Source organism: Agrococcus jejuensis, from assembly GCF_007679035.1.
GTDB classification, from domain to species: domain Bacteria; phylum Actinomycetota; class Actinomycetes; order Actinomycetales; family Microbacteriaceae; genus Agrococcus; species Agrococcus jejuensis_A.
Genome location: NZ_VEFR01000001.1, coordinates 875,655 through 890,607 on the forward strand (window position 1 = coordinate 875,655; position 14,953 = coordinate 890,607).

Below are 14,953 nucleotides of genomic sequence, written 5' to 3' on the forward strand. Positions count from 1 at the left end.
GTCGGCGATCAGCGCATCGTCGTCGGTCCGTGGACCGTGCCGGGCGAGGGGGCGTGCCCGCGCTGCGCCGATCTCGCCGAGACCCACGCTGCCGTGCCGCAGGGGCTGCCGCCGATCCGCGAGGTGCCCGCCGCCGCGGTGGCGCAGACCGTCGCGCACGTCGCGGTGCTCGTGAACCTGCACGCGCTCGGCCTGGCCGAGGCGGGCGTCGGCGCGAGCATCGCGCTCGACTCGGGGGCGCTCAGCGTCGAGCGGTGGACGCCGCACCCCGGGTGCGGCTGTCGAGCTCTGCCAGGAACCGCGACGGCGTCCGCGGCATCCGGCCCGACGCGGCAGCGTGCGACAGGTGCAGCGTCGTGCGCGCCCGCGTGATGCCGACGTAGCAGAGGCGTCGCTCCTCGTCGATCGCATCGAGGCTCGTCGCATACGAGATCGGCAGCAGCCCCTCCGAGAGCCCCACCATGTGCACGTGCTCCCACTCGAGGCCCTTGGCGGCGTGCAGCGTCGCGATCGTCACGGCCTCGACGCCCGGCTCGTGGTCGCTCGCCGCACGGCGCGCGAGCTCGCCGGCGAAGCCCGCGGCCGTCGCACCCGCCGGCGCCTCCTCCGCGAGCGTCACGAGCGCGTGCAGCGCATCCCAGCGTGCGCGCTCCTCCCCCTGCGTCGCGGGCGGCTCGTGCGAGTAGCCGATGGGATGCACGACGTCGATGACCGCCTGGAAGAGCGGGCGGCCGTCGTCGGGCGTCTGCTGCAGCATGAGCATCGCCTGCCGCACGGCGGGCAGCTCGAAGAAGCGCTGCGAGCCCGCGAGGCGCACCGAGAGGCCCGCGTCGGCGAGCGCCTGCTCGATGCCGGCCGACTGCGCGTGGAAGCGCACGAGCACCGCCATGTCCGACGCCTTCGCACCGCGCGCGACCAGCGCACGGCACCGCTCGGCGACCGCGCGCGCCTCCGCCGCGTCCGACGGATGCATCGACACCTCGACCTCGGGCCCCGTGCGCTCGGCGCGCAGGTGGATGGCGTCGCGGCCTCGCATGAGACGGTTCGCCGCGCCCACGACCTGCGCCGTCGAGCGATGCGACTGCTCGAGCCGCACGACCGTCGCGTCGGGATGCCTGCCGATGAACTCGGGGAGGCTGCGCGCGTTCGCGCCCGCGAACGCGAAGACCGTCTGGCTCGGGTCGCCGACGACGCACACCTCCTCGCGCCCACCGAGCCACGCATCCAGCAGCCGCTGCTGCAGCGGCGAGACGTCCTGGTACTCGTCGACCGTCAGGTGCCGGTACTGGCCGCGCACGGTGTCGGCCGCGATCGGCTCGCGCTCGAGCATGCCCGTCGTCGCGAGGATGACGTCCTCGAAGTCGATCTGCCGCCGGTCGTCCTTGAGCCGCTCGTAGGTCTCGTGCAGCTCGACCATCGTCGAGACCGGCATGCCGCCCGGCAGCGCCCGGCCGTGCGCGCCCGCGGCGTACTGCTCGAGCGTGAGCGCCCGCGCCTTGCGCCACTCGACCTCGGCGGCGAGGTCGCGCAGCTGCGCCGTGTCGACCTTGAGGCGCAGCTGCAGCGCGGCGTCGGCGATCGTGCGCGCCTTCGTCGGCAGCACCTCCGGCATCCGCCCGCCCGCGAGCCGCGGCCAGAAGTGCGCGAGCTGCGCGAGGGCCGCCGAGTGGAACGTGCGCGCCTGCACCTCGGCCCCGAGCGCTCGCAGACGCGTGCGCATCTCCCCCGCCGCCTTCGTCGTGAACGTCACGGCCATGACGCGGCGCGGGTCGTAGACGCCGACGGCGACGCCGTACGCGATGCGGTGCGTGATCGCGCGCGTCTTGCCGGTGCCGGCGCCGGCGAGCACGCACACCGCGCCCTGCACGGCGAGCGCGACCTCGCGCTGCTGCTCGTCGAGGCGGTCGAGGATCGCGTCGGGCGTCACCGTTCCAGCCACCGCTGGATGAGGTACGCCGCGATCGACGCGTTGCCCGGCAGGCCCACGACGCCGTTGCGCACGTCATCGCGGGTGAGCCAGCGCACCTCGACGATCTCCTCGCCGTCGGGCCTCGCGGCCTCCGGGTCGAGCGCGACGGCCTCGAAGCCCACCATGATGCTGCGCGGGAACGGCCACGGCTGGCTCGCGACGTACGTCGGATCCTCGACCGTGACGCCCGACTCCTCGGCGACCTCGCGCACGACCGTCGCCTCGAACGACTCGCCGAGGTCGACGAAGCCCGCGAAGAGCGAGAAGCGGTCGGTCCAGGCCGCGTTCCGCCCCAGCAGGATGCGCTCGTCGGTCGCGTCCGTCACGAGCACGATGACGGCGGGATCCATGCGCGGGAAGTGCTGCGCGCCGGCACCGTCGATGCCGACCCAGCCGCCCTGCTCGAACGCGACGGGCGAGCCGTCGATGCCCGAGAACGCCGTCTGCGCCTGCCACCTGGCGAGCGCGACCGCCTGCGTGAGGATGCCGGCGTCCTCGGCGTCGAGCTCGGCGCCGATCTCGCGCAGGCTGCGCCAGTCGCCCAGCTCGCGGCCGTCGCCGGCGCCGTCGACGACCGTGCCGTCGACCGTCGCGGCGAGCACGACCGCGCCCTCCTGCTGATCGAGGTGCCCCGCGGAGCGGCCGAGCCACGCGAGGCGGGCGCCGTGCGGCACGCGCGCGACCGGCACGCGCACGATGGCGCCGTCGGCGACGAGCGTGCGATCGCCGTCGACGAGCACGACGCGCGTCGTCGGGTCGGCGAGCGCCGCGTCGAGCGAGCCCTCGCGCATGCGCGCCGCATGGTCGCGGTCGAGCGATGCGCGCGAGAGGGGCGGGATGGCGGGCGAGTCGGTCACGAGCGTCCTTCCCGTCGCAGCGCGTGGCGACGCGGGACGCGGCGATGCCCGCCGTACCCTCGCATCATGGCTGCGAACCCGTTCACTCTAGCCGCGCTGGCGACGTCCGCCGTGCCCGGCATCGAGGTCGTGGGGGCCGTCGACGACGGCTCGGGCGACGATCTCGAGGCCATCGCGGCACGCACCTCCGAGGGCCGCGTCGTGCGCGTCGTCGTGCCCCGCACGCCCGACGCCCTGCGACGCCTGCGCGACCAGGCGGTCACGCTGCACGTCTTCACGCATGCCGTGCGCGACCGCCTGCCGTTCGAGGTCCCCGAGACCCTCGGCACCGCCCCGCTGCAGCGCACGGCCGTCGTCGTGTCGACGAGGCTCGGCGGCGCGACGCTGCGACTCGGCGACGTGTCGCCGGCGCACGTCGGCCTCGCAGCATCCATCGGCGAGGCCATCGCCGCGCTGCACGACCTGCCCACGAGCATCGTGCTCGACGCGGGCCTGCCGCACCGCTCGACCGCCGAGATCCGCGACTCGCTCACGGCCGTCTTCGACCGCGTCGCCGCCACGGGTCGCGTGCCCGCACCGCTGCTCGCCCGCTGGGAGGTCGCGCTCGAGGACGACGCGCTGTGGCAGTTCCAGCCGCGCGTCGTGCACGGCGACCTGCAGTCGCCCGCGTTCCGCCGCGAGCACGCCACGATCACGGGCATCGACGGCTGGCACGCGCTCGGGCTGGGCGACCCCGCCGTCGACCTCGCATGGCTGCTCGGCAGCGAGCACGGCTCGTCGGTCGACGAGGCGTTCGTCGCCTACGCCGGCGTGCGCGGCGCCGACCGTCAGCTGCGCCGTCGCGCGATGCTGCACGCCGAGCTCGACGTCGCCCGCTGGCTGCTGCACGGCGTCGACGCAGGTGACGACACGGTCGTGGCGGATGCCGAGGGCATGCTCGCGCGGCTCGCCGACCGCGTCGCCGACGACGACTCGACGACGGCGCTGCAGCCCGAGCGCCTCCACACGATGGACCTCGCCGACGTGCAGCACATGCTCGACGAGCGCGGCACCTCGGTCGCACGCGAGGAGTCGCCGCGTCGTGGCCAGTCGGCGTTCGACGACGAGACCGTCGAGATCGACGCCGACCTGCCGTCGACGGCACGCCCGTAGGTCGCGGGCGGGCCGGCCCGAGCCCTCAGCCCTGCTCGAGCGTCGCCCGGGCGGCCTCCCACGCGTCGCGCAGCTCGCCGAGGCTCAGCACGTGCTCGGGCCGCACCACCTCGTCGTGCTCGACGAAGTACAGCTCGGCGCGCACGCTCTCGGGGTCGACGCCCGCGTGCAGGGCGTACGCGGCGCGGTAGAGCGCGAGCTGCAGCCCTCGCTCCGCGACGTCGGCGCGCGAGCGCGGCAGCGCACCGGTCTTCCAGTCGACCAGCACGAGCTCGTCGCCGTCGCGCAGCACGGCGTCGATGCGGCACACCACCGACGTCGAGCCGAGCGGCAGGTGCACCTCGAGCTCGGTGGCCACGTGCTCCATGCGCGCGTACGGCGAGGCGAGGAACGTCTGCTGCAGCCGCTCGAGCCGCTCGACGTCGACGGCCACGAGGTCGCCGCCCAGCTCGTCGTCGAGGTCGCCGTCGACGAGATCCGCGAGTCCCGTGCCGCCGCGGCGCTCGACCCACTGGTGGAAGAGCGTGCCGAGCCTCGTCGCGCGGAACGGGCGGCGAGGCATGGGGCGGACGCGCGCGAGCGCCTGCGCCCCGGGGTCGGCGAGCCAGTCCTTCGCCGTCGACGCCGAGATGCGGCTCGGCGCGACCGCGTGGGCGGGCGCGTCGCGCTCGGCGAGCAGCAGCGCGATCTCGTCGTCGAAGCGCGTGGGGACGCGCGCGTCTGCTGCACGCACGGCGTCGGCCGCGCGCTGGACGGCCCCGCGTCGGCCGCCGAGGGGATCGGGCGGCCACACGGACTGCTCGAGCTCGAGCACCGTGGGATTCTCGGCGTGCTCGGGCGCCTCGGGCAGCTCGACCCCGAGCACGTCGGCGCCATCGCGCAGGAACCGCGAGGGCTTCGCGATGCGCTTGTTGCGGCCGATCCACCACGCACCCGACATCCACAGCGACGCGCGGGCCCTCGTGACGGCGACGTAGGCCAGCCTGCGCTCCTCCGCGTGGAACTGGTCGGCGAGGCCGTCGACGTACGCGGCGCGCTCGATGCCGTACTCGCGCAGGTCGGCGACGCCGCGCGGGTCGAAGCGCGGCAGCTCGCTCGCGTCGCCGCGCAGCGCGTACGGCACGGCACCCACCGAGAGCCAGCCGCGCGCATCCTGCCGCTGCATCGGCAGCGTGCCCTCCGTGAGCGACGGCACGGCCACGAGATCCCACTCGAGGCCCTTCGACGCGTGGATCGTGAGCAGCTGCACGAGGCCGGGCTCGGGCTCGGGCGCCGGTGCGTCGAGCGTGTCGTCGCGGGCGGCGCGCTCGAGCCAGCCGACGAGCGCCTCGAGCGTCGCGGCCGGGTCGGTGAGCGCGAACTGCTGCACCTCGGCCACGAACGCGTCGAGCGAGCGCCGCGGCGCGCGGGCGGGGTTCGCGAGCACCTCGACGTCGAGGCGCAGCTGGCGCTCGACGAGTCGCACGAGCTCGGGGAGCGGCAGCGCACGCTGCGACCGCAGGCGTCGGAACGTGCGTGCGGCCGCGAGCAGTCGCTCCGCACCCGCCTCCGACAGCGCCTGCCAGACGGCCGCGTCGGCGCCGAGGTCGAGCAGGTCGTCGAGCGCGTCGACGAGCGACGCCGCCGCGTCGTCATCGGTCGACTCGCGATCGGCCTGGCGCGCGCGCTCGGCGACGTACCGCGTCGAGACGACGCGCGCGTGGTCGCGCAGCGCCGCGAGGTCACGCGGGCCGATGCGCCAGTGCGCACCCGCGAGCAGCCGCAGCAGGTGGCCGCCCGCACGCGGGTCGGCGAGCACCGAGAGCGCCGAGCGCATGTCGACGATCTCGGGCTCGGCGAGCAGTCCCCCGGTGCCGACGACGTGGCATGGGATGCCGCGCCTCGTGAGCGCGTCGGCGAAGGTCCACATGCGGCCGCGCACGCGCAGCAGCACGGCCGCGGTCGTGGGCACACGACCCGCGCCGCGCTCGGCCATCCACGTCGCGAGCGCCTCGGCCTCGTCGTGCTGCGTCTCGAAGAGCTCGAGCGCGACCTCCCCGGCCGCGGCACCGGGACGCGGCGCGAGCCGCTCGACGCCGTGCGCCGGCAGCGGCGCCGCGATGCGGTTCGCGACGTCGAGCACGCCCGCGGCGTTGCGCCAGCTCGTCGACAGCGCGAAGCGCTCCGTGCCGCCGAAGTCCTCGTGGAACCGGGCGAGCGTGCCGGCGCTCGCGCCGCGCCAGCCGTAGATCGACTGGTTCGGGTCGCCGACCGCCATGACGGGGTCGCCGCGGAACAGCGTCGTGAGCAGCCGCACCTGCGACACCGACGTGTCCTGGTACTCGTCGAGCAGCACGACGCCGTGGCGTGCGCGCACCTCGTCGACGAGCCGCGGAGCCGCCTGCAGCGCCTGCAGCGCGAAGCGCACCTGATCGCTGAACTCGATGACGCCGAGCTCGCGCTTGCGGCGGTCGTACGTGCCGGCGAGCGCCGCGAGCGGCTCGAGCGCGCGCATCGCCAGCACGTCCTTGTCGCGCTCGCGGCCGACGCCGATCTGGCCCTTGCCGACCGGCAGCTGCGCGATGCGCTCGAACGCGTGCGCGAAGCCGTCGAGCACGCTCGGCTCGAGCGCGTTGTCGCCGAGCTCCGACGCGAGCCTGCGCAGGCCGTCGACGACGACGTCGCTCGACCGCAGGGCCGCGAGGCGCAGGTCGTCGCTCGCGAGCGCGACGTCGCTCGCGAGCAGCCAGGCGGCGGTGTCGCCCAGCAGGTCGGCATCGGGATCGCGACCGAGCACGAGCGCATGCTCGCGGTACAGCTGGCTCGCGAAGGCGTTGTACGTCGACACCGTCGGCTCGACCGCCGCGGCCGCCTCGTCGACGAGCCCGGCACGCACGAGCTGCTGGATCCGCTCGACGAGGCGCACGCGCAGCTCGCTCGCCGCCTTGCGCGTGAACGTGAGGCCCAGGATGCGCTCGGGCTCGACCATGCCGTTCGCGAGCAGCCACAGCACGCGCATCGACATCGTCTCGGTCTTGCCCGATCCCGCACCGGCGACGACGAGCGCGGGCTCGAGCGGCGCCGTGATGACGGCGGCCTGCTCGTCGGTGGGGATGCGCGCGCCACCCTCTGCGCCCGACGCCTCGTGCAGGCGCTCGGCGATCTCGGCGGGGGTGATGAGGTCGTGGGTCACTCGGTCACCTGCCGTCGTACGTGGATCTCGCACTGGCCGTGCGCGAACTCGTTGAGGCAGTGCTCGAGCGGCACCGCCGTGAAGGTCGCCGCGGCCATGCGCGCCGCGACGTCGACGACGCGCGCCTCGAACTCGGCGAGCTCCTCGGCCCCGAGCGCCGCCTGGTCGCCGATGGGCTTCGGATCGCGCGGGTACAGCAGGCGCGCACCTGCCGACGTCGTCTCGGGCGCCACGGTCGCGATCGCGCCGCGATCGGCGGCGAGCTGATAGGCGCGCAGCTGCGCGTGCTCGGCGATCGCGGGACCGCTGGGCTTCGCCCTGCCGGTCTTGAGGTCGACGATGCGCACCTCGTCGCCACGCCGCTCGATCCAGTCGATGGAGCCCGACAGCACGACGTCGCCGATCGCGAGCTCGAACCTGCGCTCGTGGTCGCCGACGTCGATGCGCCAGCCGAGGTCGCGCTCGGTGCGCACGTAGTCGGCGATCGCGACGACGATCTGCTCGACGATCGCGCGCTCGCGCGCCGACTCCCACGGCGAGCGGAAGGCGAGCTCGGCCCATCGGGCCTCGACGGCCGCGAGCAGCGCGACGGGATCGGCGGCATCCGTGTGCTCGACGGCGGCGTGCACGATCGTGCCGATCGCCTGCGGCGTCGCGGATCCCGTGGGCGCGAGCCTGCTGACGGCCCAGTCGACCGCGCACGACTCGAAGCCCTCGAGCGCCGACGGCGAGACGCGCATCGGCTCGCCCTCGTCGACGAGGGGCGCATCGGTCGTCGCGTCGGCGAGGCCCGCCCACTGCGCAGGATCGGCACCGGGCACGCCCTCGTCCGCGAGGCGTGCGAGCGCGGCCGCCGCATCGGCGCGGATCGCCGACGACGCCTGGTCGTCGACGAGGAGGCGCCGCAGCGTGCCGACGAGCTCGCGCAGCGTCCGGCCGCGCGCATCGACCTCCGGCGGTGCGTCGGGCAGCACGGCGAGCCAACGGGCCGGCCTCTCCTCCTCCGTCTCGATCGCCACGACGTGCACGACCGACCGTGCGCGGGAGACGGCGTGCACGAGCATGCGCAGCTCGTCGTCGGCGACGTCGGTCACGGTCGTGACGCCGCCGATGGCGTGCGCGCCCAGCAGCTGCGCACCCAGGAGCGAGCCGCGCGGCCGCAGGTTGGGCCACGCCCCCTCCTGCACACCCGCGACGACGACGGTGTCGAGCTCGACCGACACGAGCTGCGACGGCGTGCCGATGCGCACCGACGCCGCGACCTGACGGCCGGCGAGCGAGTCGAGCTCGAGCGCCGCCGACCGCCACGACCGCACGAACTCGTCGGCGCGCACGTCTGCGTGCCGCTCGGCGTGCCTGGCGGCGTGGTCGAGCAGCGCGACCACGGAGTCGAGCCTGCGGTGCGCCCACGCGGCGTCGCTGCCGCCGCCGAGCGCCGCCTCGCGCCACGCATCCGCGACCCCTGCGCCGTCCCACAGCCGCCACAGCAGCTCGACGGCGGTGTCGGGATCGTCGGAGCCCGCGAGCTCCGCGGCGTACCGCAGCCGCGAGCCGACGGCGCGTGCGATGCGCGCCTCGGGGCCACCGACGCCGTCGAGGGCCGCGTCGTCGGCGAGCGCCTCGGCGAGCAGCTCGTCGCCCGAGCCCGGCAGGCGCTCCTCGGCGATCGCCCGGTGCCGCACGGCTCGGCGGAGCCTGCGCAGGCCCACGGCGTCGAGCCCGACGAGTGGCGACGAGAGGATGCGCCTGGCGTGCTCCGACCCGATGGGCTCGACGCCCGTGACGATCGCGAGCATCGCCACGAGGTCGTCGGCGACGCTCGAGCCGCGGACGGCGGAGCCGCCGCCCTCGCGCAGCGTGGGCACCTCGAGGTCGGCGAGCGAGCGCTCGAGCTCGGCCGCGAGCCTGCCCGAGCGCGTCACGACGGCCATCTCGCCCCACGGCACGCCGTCGACGAGGTGCCTACGGCGCAGGATGCGCGCGATGCGCCGCGCCTGCTCGACGGCGCCGTCGACGCGATGCACCGCGATCGACCCCTCGCCGCCCGCGGGCTCGGCTGCGCGGTGCGTGCCGCCGAGCGCCGTGCCGATGCGTGCGGAGAGGTCGCCGATCGCCGTCCGCAGCGCGGCGCCGTGCCGGTGGTCGATCGCGAGGTCGATGCGACGCGTGAAGCCGAGGCGAGCGCCGAGCGAGCCGACGATCGACGGGTCGGCGCCCCGGAACATGTCGGTGGCCGTGTCGGGGTCGCCGAACGCGATCACGGCCGTGCCCGTCGCGTGCAGCGCCGCGACGAGCCGCGTCGCGCCCTCGGTGAGCTCCTGCGCGTCGTCGACGACGAGCAGCCGCAGCCGCCGCTCCCCTGCCGCGACGATCTCGGCGGCGCGCGCGAGCAGGCTCGCGGCATCGACCGCGCCGACGCCGTCGCGGTGCGCGAGCGCGAGCACCTGGTCGAGCTCGTGCTGCATCGCACCCGCCGCGGCCCATTCGGGACGGTCGTGCTCGCGCGCGAGCGCCTCGAGCGCCGCACGGTCGAGGCCCTGCTCGCTCGCCCTGGCGAGCACGTCGCGCAGCTCGGTGCGGAAGCCCTGCTGCTCGCGCACGCCCGGGCCGAGGTGCTCGGGCCACTCCGGGCCCGAGCCGAGGTCGACGTGCCCCTCGAGCAGGTCGGCGAGCATGCCGTCCTGCTCCGCGCCCGACAGCAGCTGCGGCCGATCGACGCCGAGCGCGAGCGCCTGCTCGCCCAGCAGCGCGTAGGCGAACGACGCCGCCGTGCGCGCGAGCGGCCCGGGCGTCACGACGTCGACGCGCGCCGCGAGCCGATCGCGCAGTCGCGTCGCCGCCGCACGGGATCCCGCGAGCACGAGCACGTCGCCGCCCGACCATCCCGGCCGCGCGATCCGCTCGGCGACGAGCTCGACGACCGTCGTCGTCTTGCCGGCGCCCGCGACGCCCAGCACGATCGCGCTCGCGTCGTCGGGCACGTCGAGCACGGCGCGCTGGGAGGCGTCGAGGGTCATGGGCACCCCTCGACCGTAGGACGCTCCGCCGACATGGCCAGGACGCGCGCCGGGCTCGCGGAGCACGCGTCGCAGGCCGCTCGGCGCTGTCGGCGAACGCGCACGAACGGCGCGAGCCGATCCCATATCCTTCTCGACATGGACATCCGCATCGGCATCAAGGACACCGCGCGCGAGATCGCGTTCGACTCCGCGCAGACGGTCGCCGAGGTCGAGCAGGCCGTCACGACGGCCTTCGACGGCGGGCACCTCACGCTCGACGACGCCAAGGGCCGCCGCTACCTCGTGCCGAGCGCGCAGATCGCCTACGTCGAGATCGGCTCGGAGACCACGCGGCGCGTCGGTTTCGTGGCCTGATGGAGCTCATCTGGATGCCGGTGCTGGGCGCCGCCATCGGTGCGCTCCTGCGCTACGTCATCCCCGGCCGCGAGACGCACGGCCTGCTGCTGCTCCCCGCGCTCGGTGCCGTCACGACCGCGACCGCCTGGGTCGTCATGGTCGTCACCGGCTGGAGCCTCGGCGAGCCGTGGATCTGGACCCTCGCGCTCGTCGCTCCGCTCGTGACGTGCACGATCGCGGCCCTCGTGCTCGCTCGCGTGCGCCCGGCGCGCGACGAGCAGCGCCTGCACCAGCTGCTCGCGACGCGCTGATCGCAGCGGATCGCCCGAGGGCGATCGGTGCGGCGGACCGCTAGGCCGTCAGGCCCAGCGCATCCATGCGGCGCGTGTGCGCCGCCACGATGTCGTTGAACGCCGGCTCCAGCCGCTGCGCAGGCGCCGGCGAGGCGTCCTCGGGGCCGTGCACCGCGAGGTACATCTGCAGCAGCGTGTCGCCCACGAGACGCCGCCCCCACAGCGCCATGCGCGACGCGAGGCGCGGGTTGTGCTGGATGGCGCGCTGCAGCTCGCGCGCGAGCAGCGGCTGCCCGGTCTCGCGCGTGAGCACGCGCAGCACGGCGTCGCGGTCGTCGTCGGGCAGGCCGCCGCCGTACGCGGCGAAGAAGTCGGAGAGCAGACCCGTCGTGACGTGCAGCGACAGCACCTGCTCGTACCAGTCGGCGCCCGCGACCTCCTTGGCGAACCGCTCGCTCGACGCGTAGAACGGCTCCATGGCGACGAGCGGCTCGACGTCGCGCGGCAGCAGCTCGACGAGGTCGCGGTAGCGGGTCGACACGATGCGCAGCGCCTCGACGAGGTTCGCCTTCGCGGCGAGCGTCGGCGCCTCGGCGACGGCCTGGCCGGCCTGCTGCAGCACGACGAGCTGCAGCGCGAGCAGCTGTCCGAGGTACTGGTCGAGGCGCGGCTCGAGGTCCTGCAGCAGCACGCGATCGCCCTCGGCGACCACCTTGCGGGGTCGCAGCAACGACCTCGTCACCTCGCGCGGCGTGCGATCGAACCATCGGACCACGGCGACGAGCCTAGCCATCCCGGGCGCCGCCGACGGGCATCCAGGCGACCCGCCGGTAGACTGGCGCGGAATACGACGCTTCCCGACAGACGGACCAGACTTGACGTTCGCAGAATTGAACATCGATGCCGATATGGTCGAGGCCCTCGCCTCCCACGGCATCCACGACCCCTTCCCGATCCAGCAGCAGACCATCCCCCTCGGTCTGTCGGGTCAGGACATCATCGGCCAGGCCAAGACCGGCACGGGCAAGACCTTCGCGTTCGGCCTGCCGATCGCGCAGCGCATCGGGGCGACCCCCGAGCCCGGCGTGAAGGTGCTCGTCGTCGTGCCGACGCGCGAGCTCGCCGTGCAGGTGACCGAGGACATGGTGCTCATCACCGCCAACCGCCCCACGCAGATCGCATCGATCTACGGCGGCAAGGCCTACGAGGGCCAGGTGGAGCAGCTGAAGGCCGGCGCGCAGATCGTCGTCGGCACGCCCGGCCGTCTGCTCGACCTCGCCAACCAGCGCATCCTCGACCTCTCGAAGGTGCAGGAGATCGTGCTCGACGAGGCCGACAAGATGCTCGACCTCGGCTTCCTGCCCGACATCGAGCGCATCTTCTCGCTCGTGCCGCCCGTGCGCCACACGATGCTGTTCTCGGCCACGATGCCGGGGCCAATCGTCGCGCTCGCGCGCCGCTTCATGTCGCGCCCCATCCACATCCGCGCGACCGACCCCGACGACACGATCGCGCAGGCGAACATCCGCCACCTCGTCTACCGGGCGCACTCGCTCGACAAGGACGAGGTCATCGGCCGCATCCTGCAGGCCGAGGGCCGCGGCAAGACCGTGGTGTTCACGCGCACGAAGCGCGCCGCGTCGCGCCTGTGCGAGGAGCTCATCGACCGCGGCTTCGAGGCCGCGGCGGTGCACGGCGACATGAGCCAGGAGGCGCGCGAGCGCGCCATGGCTGCGTTCAAGGCCGGCAAGAAGGACGTGCTCATCGCCACCGACGTCGCCGCGCGCGGCATCGACGTCGACGACGTGACGCACGTCATCAACCACACGATCCCCGAGGACGAGAAGACGTACCTCCACCGCGTGGGTCGCACGGGCCGCGCCGGGCGCACGGGCATCGCCGTGACGTTCGTCGACTGGGAGGACCTGCACAAGTGGGTCTTCATCGACCGTGCGCTCGAGCTGAACATCCCCGAGCCCGCCGAGACCTACTCGTCGTCGCCGCACCTGTTCGAGGACCTGGCCATCCCGGCCGGCTCGAAGGGTCGCCTGCGCGCGACGCCGCCCGACCGCATCGCCAAGCGCGAGGTCGAGCGCGACCGCGAGCGTGCGAAGCGCGACGGCGGACGCGGCGGCTCGAGCCGCGGCGGCGGCCGTGACGGCGGACGCGGTGGTCGCGACGGCGGCCGCGGAGGTCGCGACGGCGGCGAGCGCCGCGAGGCCGCGCCCCGCGCCGAGGCTCCCGCACGCGAGGCGCAGCCCGCCGAGGGTCGCGGCACGCACGACGGCGGTGGCGCCGAGCACCACGACGGCAACGCGGCGCCTGCGCGCCGCAGGCGTCGTCGTCGTCGCTCCGGCGGCTCGGGCGGCGCAGGCGCCGCAGCGGCACCGCAGGCCTGACGCTCCAGCGACGAGACCCCCTCGACCATCGGTCGAGGGGGTCTCGTGCGTGCTGCGGGCTCGCGCGCCGGGGCGTCAGGCGACGGAGGCTCGCTCCGGGTCGACGGCGATCGTCACGCCCGCCGCCTCCAGGCGGTCGATGAGCTCGTCGGAGCCGCGCGGCGTGGACTTCGCCACCTGCGTCTCGGCATCCGTGATCGGCACGACCGCGAGGTACGAGACGCGGCCGGCGGGCGTGTGCGCCGCCATGACCGCGGGCGGCAGCCCGAGCGGCGGAGCGACGAGCGCCGTCGAGAACGGCACGTCGTCGTGGAAGCGTGCGCCGCTGGGGATCGTGTGGCCCCACGACACCCATGTGCTGCTGCGACGCGGGTAGCGCGCGAGGCCCTTGAGCAGACGGATGGGCCAGTATGCGCCCTCGTCCTGCAAGGCGCCCTCGATGTCGGCGACGCCGTCGGCGAGCCCCGGCCAATCGGCGGGCACGCCGATGAGCAGCTCCTGCAGCGCACGATCCTCGAGCTCCGACGGCACGTGCATCGGCAGCGCCGACATGCCGACGGTCGCGAGCGTCACGAACGGCCGATCCTCGGCAGGCGGGAAGACGACGAGGTCGATGCGCAGCTCGTCGGGCACGGCCTCGGCGAGCACCGTCGACGGCTCGCCCAGATGCTGCGCGAGGTGGCGCATGAGCGCCTGCGCGTGGATGTCGCCCGCTCGGAGGTCGTCCATGTGCGAATGCGGTCCTCTCGGTGGGTGGGTGCTCGCAAGGCTATCGAGCGATGCGTCGGGCTCGTCCCCCGCGCGCGCTGTCGTGCCCTCAGGCCGGCAGGATCGGCTCGGCGCCCGTCGCGGCCTCGACGATGGCGTCGAGCGCCTCGGCGCTCGTCGTGTGCTCCCCGAAGAGGTTGGGCTTGCCGCGGCCGTGCCAGTCGCTCGAGCCGGTCGTGATGAGGCCGTGGATGCGCGCCTGCCTGCGCAGCCACTCCTGCGCCTCGGGCGGGTTGTCGCGATGCTCGACCTCGAGGCCCATGAGGCCGGCGTCGACGAGCTGCGCGATGACGCGCTCGTCCATCGTCGCCTGGCCGCGGGCGGCGGGGTGCGCGATGACGGGCACGCCGCCGGCGGCGCGGATGATGCGCACCGCCTCGGTCGGCGCCGGCGCTCGGTGCGGCTGGTAGTAGCCGCCGCGCCAGTGCAGGATGCCGTCGAACGCCGCCGAGCGGTCGGCGACGATGCCGAGCGACACGAGCGCGTCGGCGATGTGCGGGCGACCGATCGTCGCCCCCGGTGCTGCGTGGTCCTGCACGATCGCCCACGTCAGCGGGTAGTCGGCGCCGATGCGCTCGACCATGCGCTGCGCGCGCTCGACGCGCTCGACGCGGATGCGCTCGCGCTCCGTGAGGAACGCCGGCGCCGCGGGGTCGAGCAGGTAGCCGAGCACGTGCACGCTCGCCCACTGCTGCTGCGACGAGAACTCGACGCCGGGCACGAGCCCGATGCCGACCTCGCGCGCGGCGTCGGCGGCGTCCGCCCAGCCCGCCGTGGTGTCGTGGTCGGTGATCGCGACGGTGCCGATGCCGGCGGCGTGCGCCTGGAGCACGAGCTCGCGCGGCGACTCGGTGCCGTCGGACTCCGTCGAGTGGGCGTGGAGGTCGATGCGGCCCCACTGCGTCCCGGATCGGGGCGTGTCGGCGGCGCTCATCCCTCCATCGTAGGAGCCGGGGATCCATAGGAGCGCCACCTACCCTGGAGGGC

General features: G+C 74.7%; 11 protein-coding genes. 4 read left to right on the top strand and 7 right to left on the bottom strand.

What is annotated here, in order from left to right; all coding sequences use genetic code 11:
- Positions 1-241 precede the first annotated feature (241 nt).
- Both FS793_RS04215 and nudC read right to left on the bottom strand, forming a co-directional pair.
- Positions 242-1,927: an ATP-dependent helicase gene (locus FS793_RS04215; protein ID WP_144718878.1), complete on the bottom strand. Its 1,686-nt coding sequence runs from the start codon at positions 1,925-1,927 to the stop codon at positions 242-244.
- The gene (nudC, locus tag FS793_RS04220; RefSeq protein WP_260980012.1) at positions 1,924-2,826 is read right to left on the bottom strand and encodes an NAD(+) diphosphatase; all 903 of its coding nucleotides are present in this window, start codon (positions 2,824-2,826) and stop codon (positions 1,924-1,926) included. Before nudC ends, FS793_RS04215 begins: the two co-directional genes overlap by 4 nt.
- A gap of 66 nt (positions 2,827-2,892) precedes the next feature.
- Here nudC and FS793_RS04225 point away from each other — a divergent pair, with 66 nt between their 5' ends.
- Entirely contained in the window at positions 2,893-3,978 is a 1,086-nt protein-coding gene (locus tag FS793_RS04225; protein WP_144718880.1) for a macrolide 2'-phosphotransferase, read from the top strand.
- A gap of 25 nt (positions 3,979-4,003) precedes the next feature.
- On the opposite strand, the gene FS793_RS04230 is transcribed toward FS793_RS04225, so the two are convergent.
- Both FS793_RS04230 and FS793_RS04235 read right to left on the bottom strand, forming a co-directional pair.
- Positions 4,004-7,150: an ATP-dependent helicase gene (locus tag FS793_RS04230; RefSeq protein WP_186329312.1), complete on the bottom strand. Its 3,147-nt coding sequence runs from the start codon at positions 7,148-7,150 to the stop codon at positions 4,004-4,006.
- Positions 7,147-10,167, bottom strand: coding sequence for a UrvD/REP family ATP-dependent DNA helicase (locus tag FS793_RS04235; RefSeq protein WP_186329313.1), 3,021 nt, complete (start codon positions 10,165-10,167; stop codon positions 7,147-7,149). Before FS793_RS04235 ends, FS793_RS04230 begins: the two co-directional genes overlap by 4 nt.
- A gap of 138 nt (positions 10,168-10,305) precedes the next feature.
- Here FS793_RS04235 and FS793_RS04240 point away from each other — a divergent pair, with 138 nt between their 5' ends.
- The gene (locus FS793_RS04240) at positions 10,306-10,524 is read left to right on the top strand and encodes a DUF3107 domain-containing protein (protein ID WP_144718886.1); all 219 of its coding nucleotides are present in this window, start codon (positions 10,306-10,308) and stop codon (positions 10,522-10,524) included.
- Positions 10,524-10,817 carry a hypothetical protein gene (locus FS793_RS04245; RefSeq protein ID WP_144718888.1) on the top strand — a complete coding sequence of 98 codons (294 nt, stop codon included), beginning with the start codon at positions 10,524-10,526 and terminating at the stop codon, positions 10,815-10,817. The genes FS793_RS04240 and FS793_RS04245 overlap by 1 nt, the downstream gene beginning before the upstream one ends.
- Positions 10,818-10,857: 40 nt before the next feature.
- On the opposite strand, the gene FS793_RS04250 is transcribed toward FS793_RS04245, so the two are convergent.
- Entirely contained in the window at positions 10,858-11,574 is a 717-nt protein-coding gene (locus FS793_RS04250) for a ferritin-like fold-containing protein (RefSeq protein ID WP_186329314.1), read from the bottom strand.
- A 133-nt stretch (positions 11,575-11,707) separates the two neighbouring features.
- Between FS793_RS04250 and FS793_RS04255 the strand changes: the two genes are divergently transcribed.
- Complete coding sequence (locus tag FS793_RS04255) at positions 11,708-13,198, top strand: DEAD/DEAH box helicase (RefSeq protein WP_144718893.1); 1,491 nt, start codon at positions 11,708-11,710, stop codon at positions 13,196-13,198.
- Positions 13,199-13,273: 75 nt separating this feature from the next.
- On the opposite strand, the gene FS793_RS04260 is transcribed toward FS793_RS04255, so the two are convergent.
- Positions 13,274-13,927 (bottom strand): suppressor of fused domain protein, encoded by a 654-nt coding sequence (locus FS793_RS04260; protein ID WP_144718895.1) that lies wholly within the window; start codon positions 13,925-13,927, stop codon positions 13,274-13,276.
- Between the two features lie 88 nt (positions 13,928-14,015).
- A complete protein-coding gene (locus FS793_RS04265; RefSeq protein ID WP_144718897.1) occupies positions 14,016-14,900 on the bottom strand; it encodes a PHP domain-containing protein in 885 nt (294 codons plus the stop codon).
- Between the last annotated feature and the right edge of the window lie 53 nt (positions 14,901-14,953).

Bases quoted from the DNA above. Each gene is read 5' to 3' on its own strand.
- FS793_RS04225 (WP_144718880.1), top strand. From the start codon at position 2,893: ATGGCTGCGAACCCGTTCACTCTAGCCGCGCTGGCGACGTCCGCCGTG.
- FS793_RS04235 (WP_186329313.1), bottom strand. From the start codon at position 10,167: ATGACCCTCGACGCCTCCCAGCGCGCCGTGCTCGACGTGCCCGACGAC.
- FS793_RS04240 (WP_144718886.1), top strand. From the start codon at position 10,306: ATGGACATCCGCATCGGCATCAAGGACACCGCGCGCGAGATCGCGTTC.
- FS793_RS04245 (WP_144718888.1), top strand. From the start codon at position 10,524: ATGGAGCTCATCTGGATGCCGGTGCTGGGCGCCGCCATCGGTGCGCTC.
- FS793_RS04255 (WP_144718893.1), top strand. From the start codon at position 11,708: ATGGTCGAGGCCCTCGCCTCCCACGGCATCCACGACCCCTTCCCGATC.
- FS793_RS04260 (WP_144718895.1), bottom strand. From the start codon at position 13,927: ATGGACGACCTCCGAGCGGGCGACATCCACGCGCAGGCGCTCATGCGC.
- FS793_RS04265 (WP_144718897.1), bottom strand. From the start codon at position 14,900: ATGAGCGCCGCCGACACGCCCCGATCCGGGACGCAGTGGGGCCGCATC.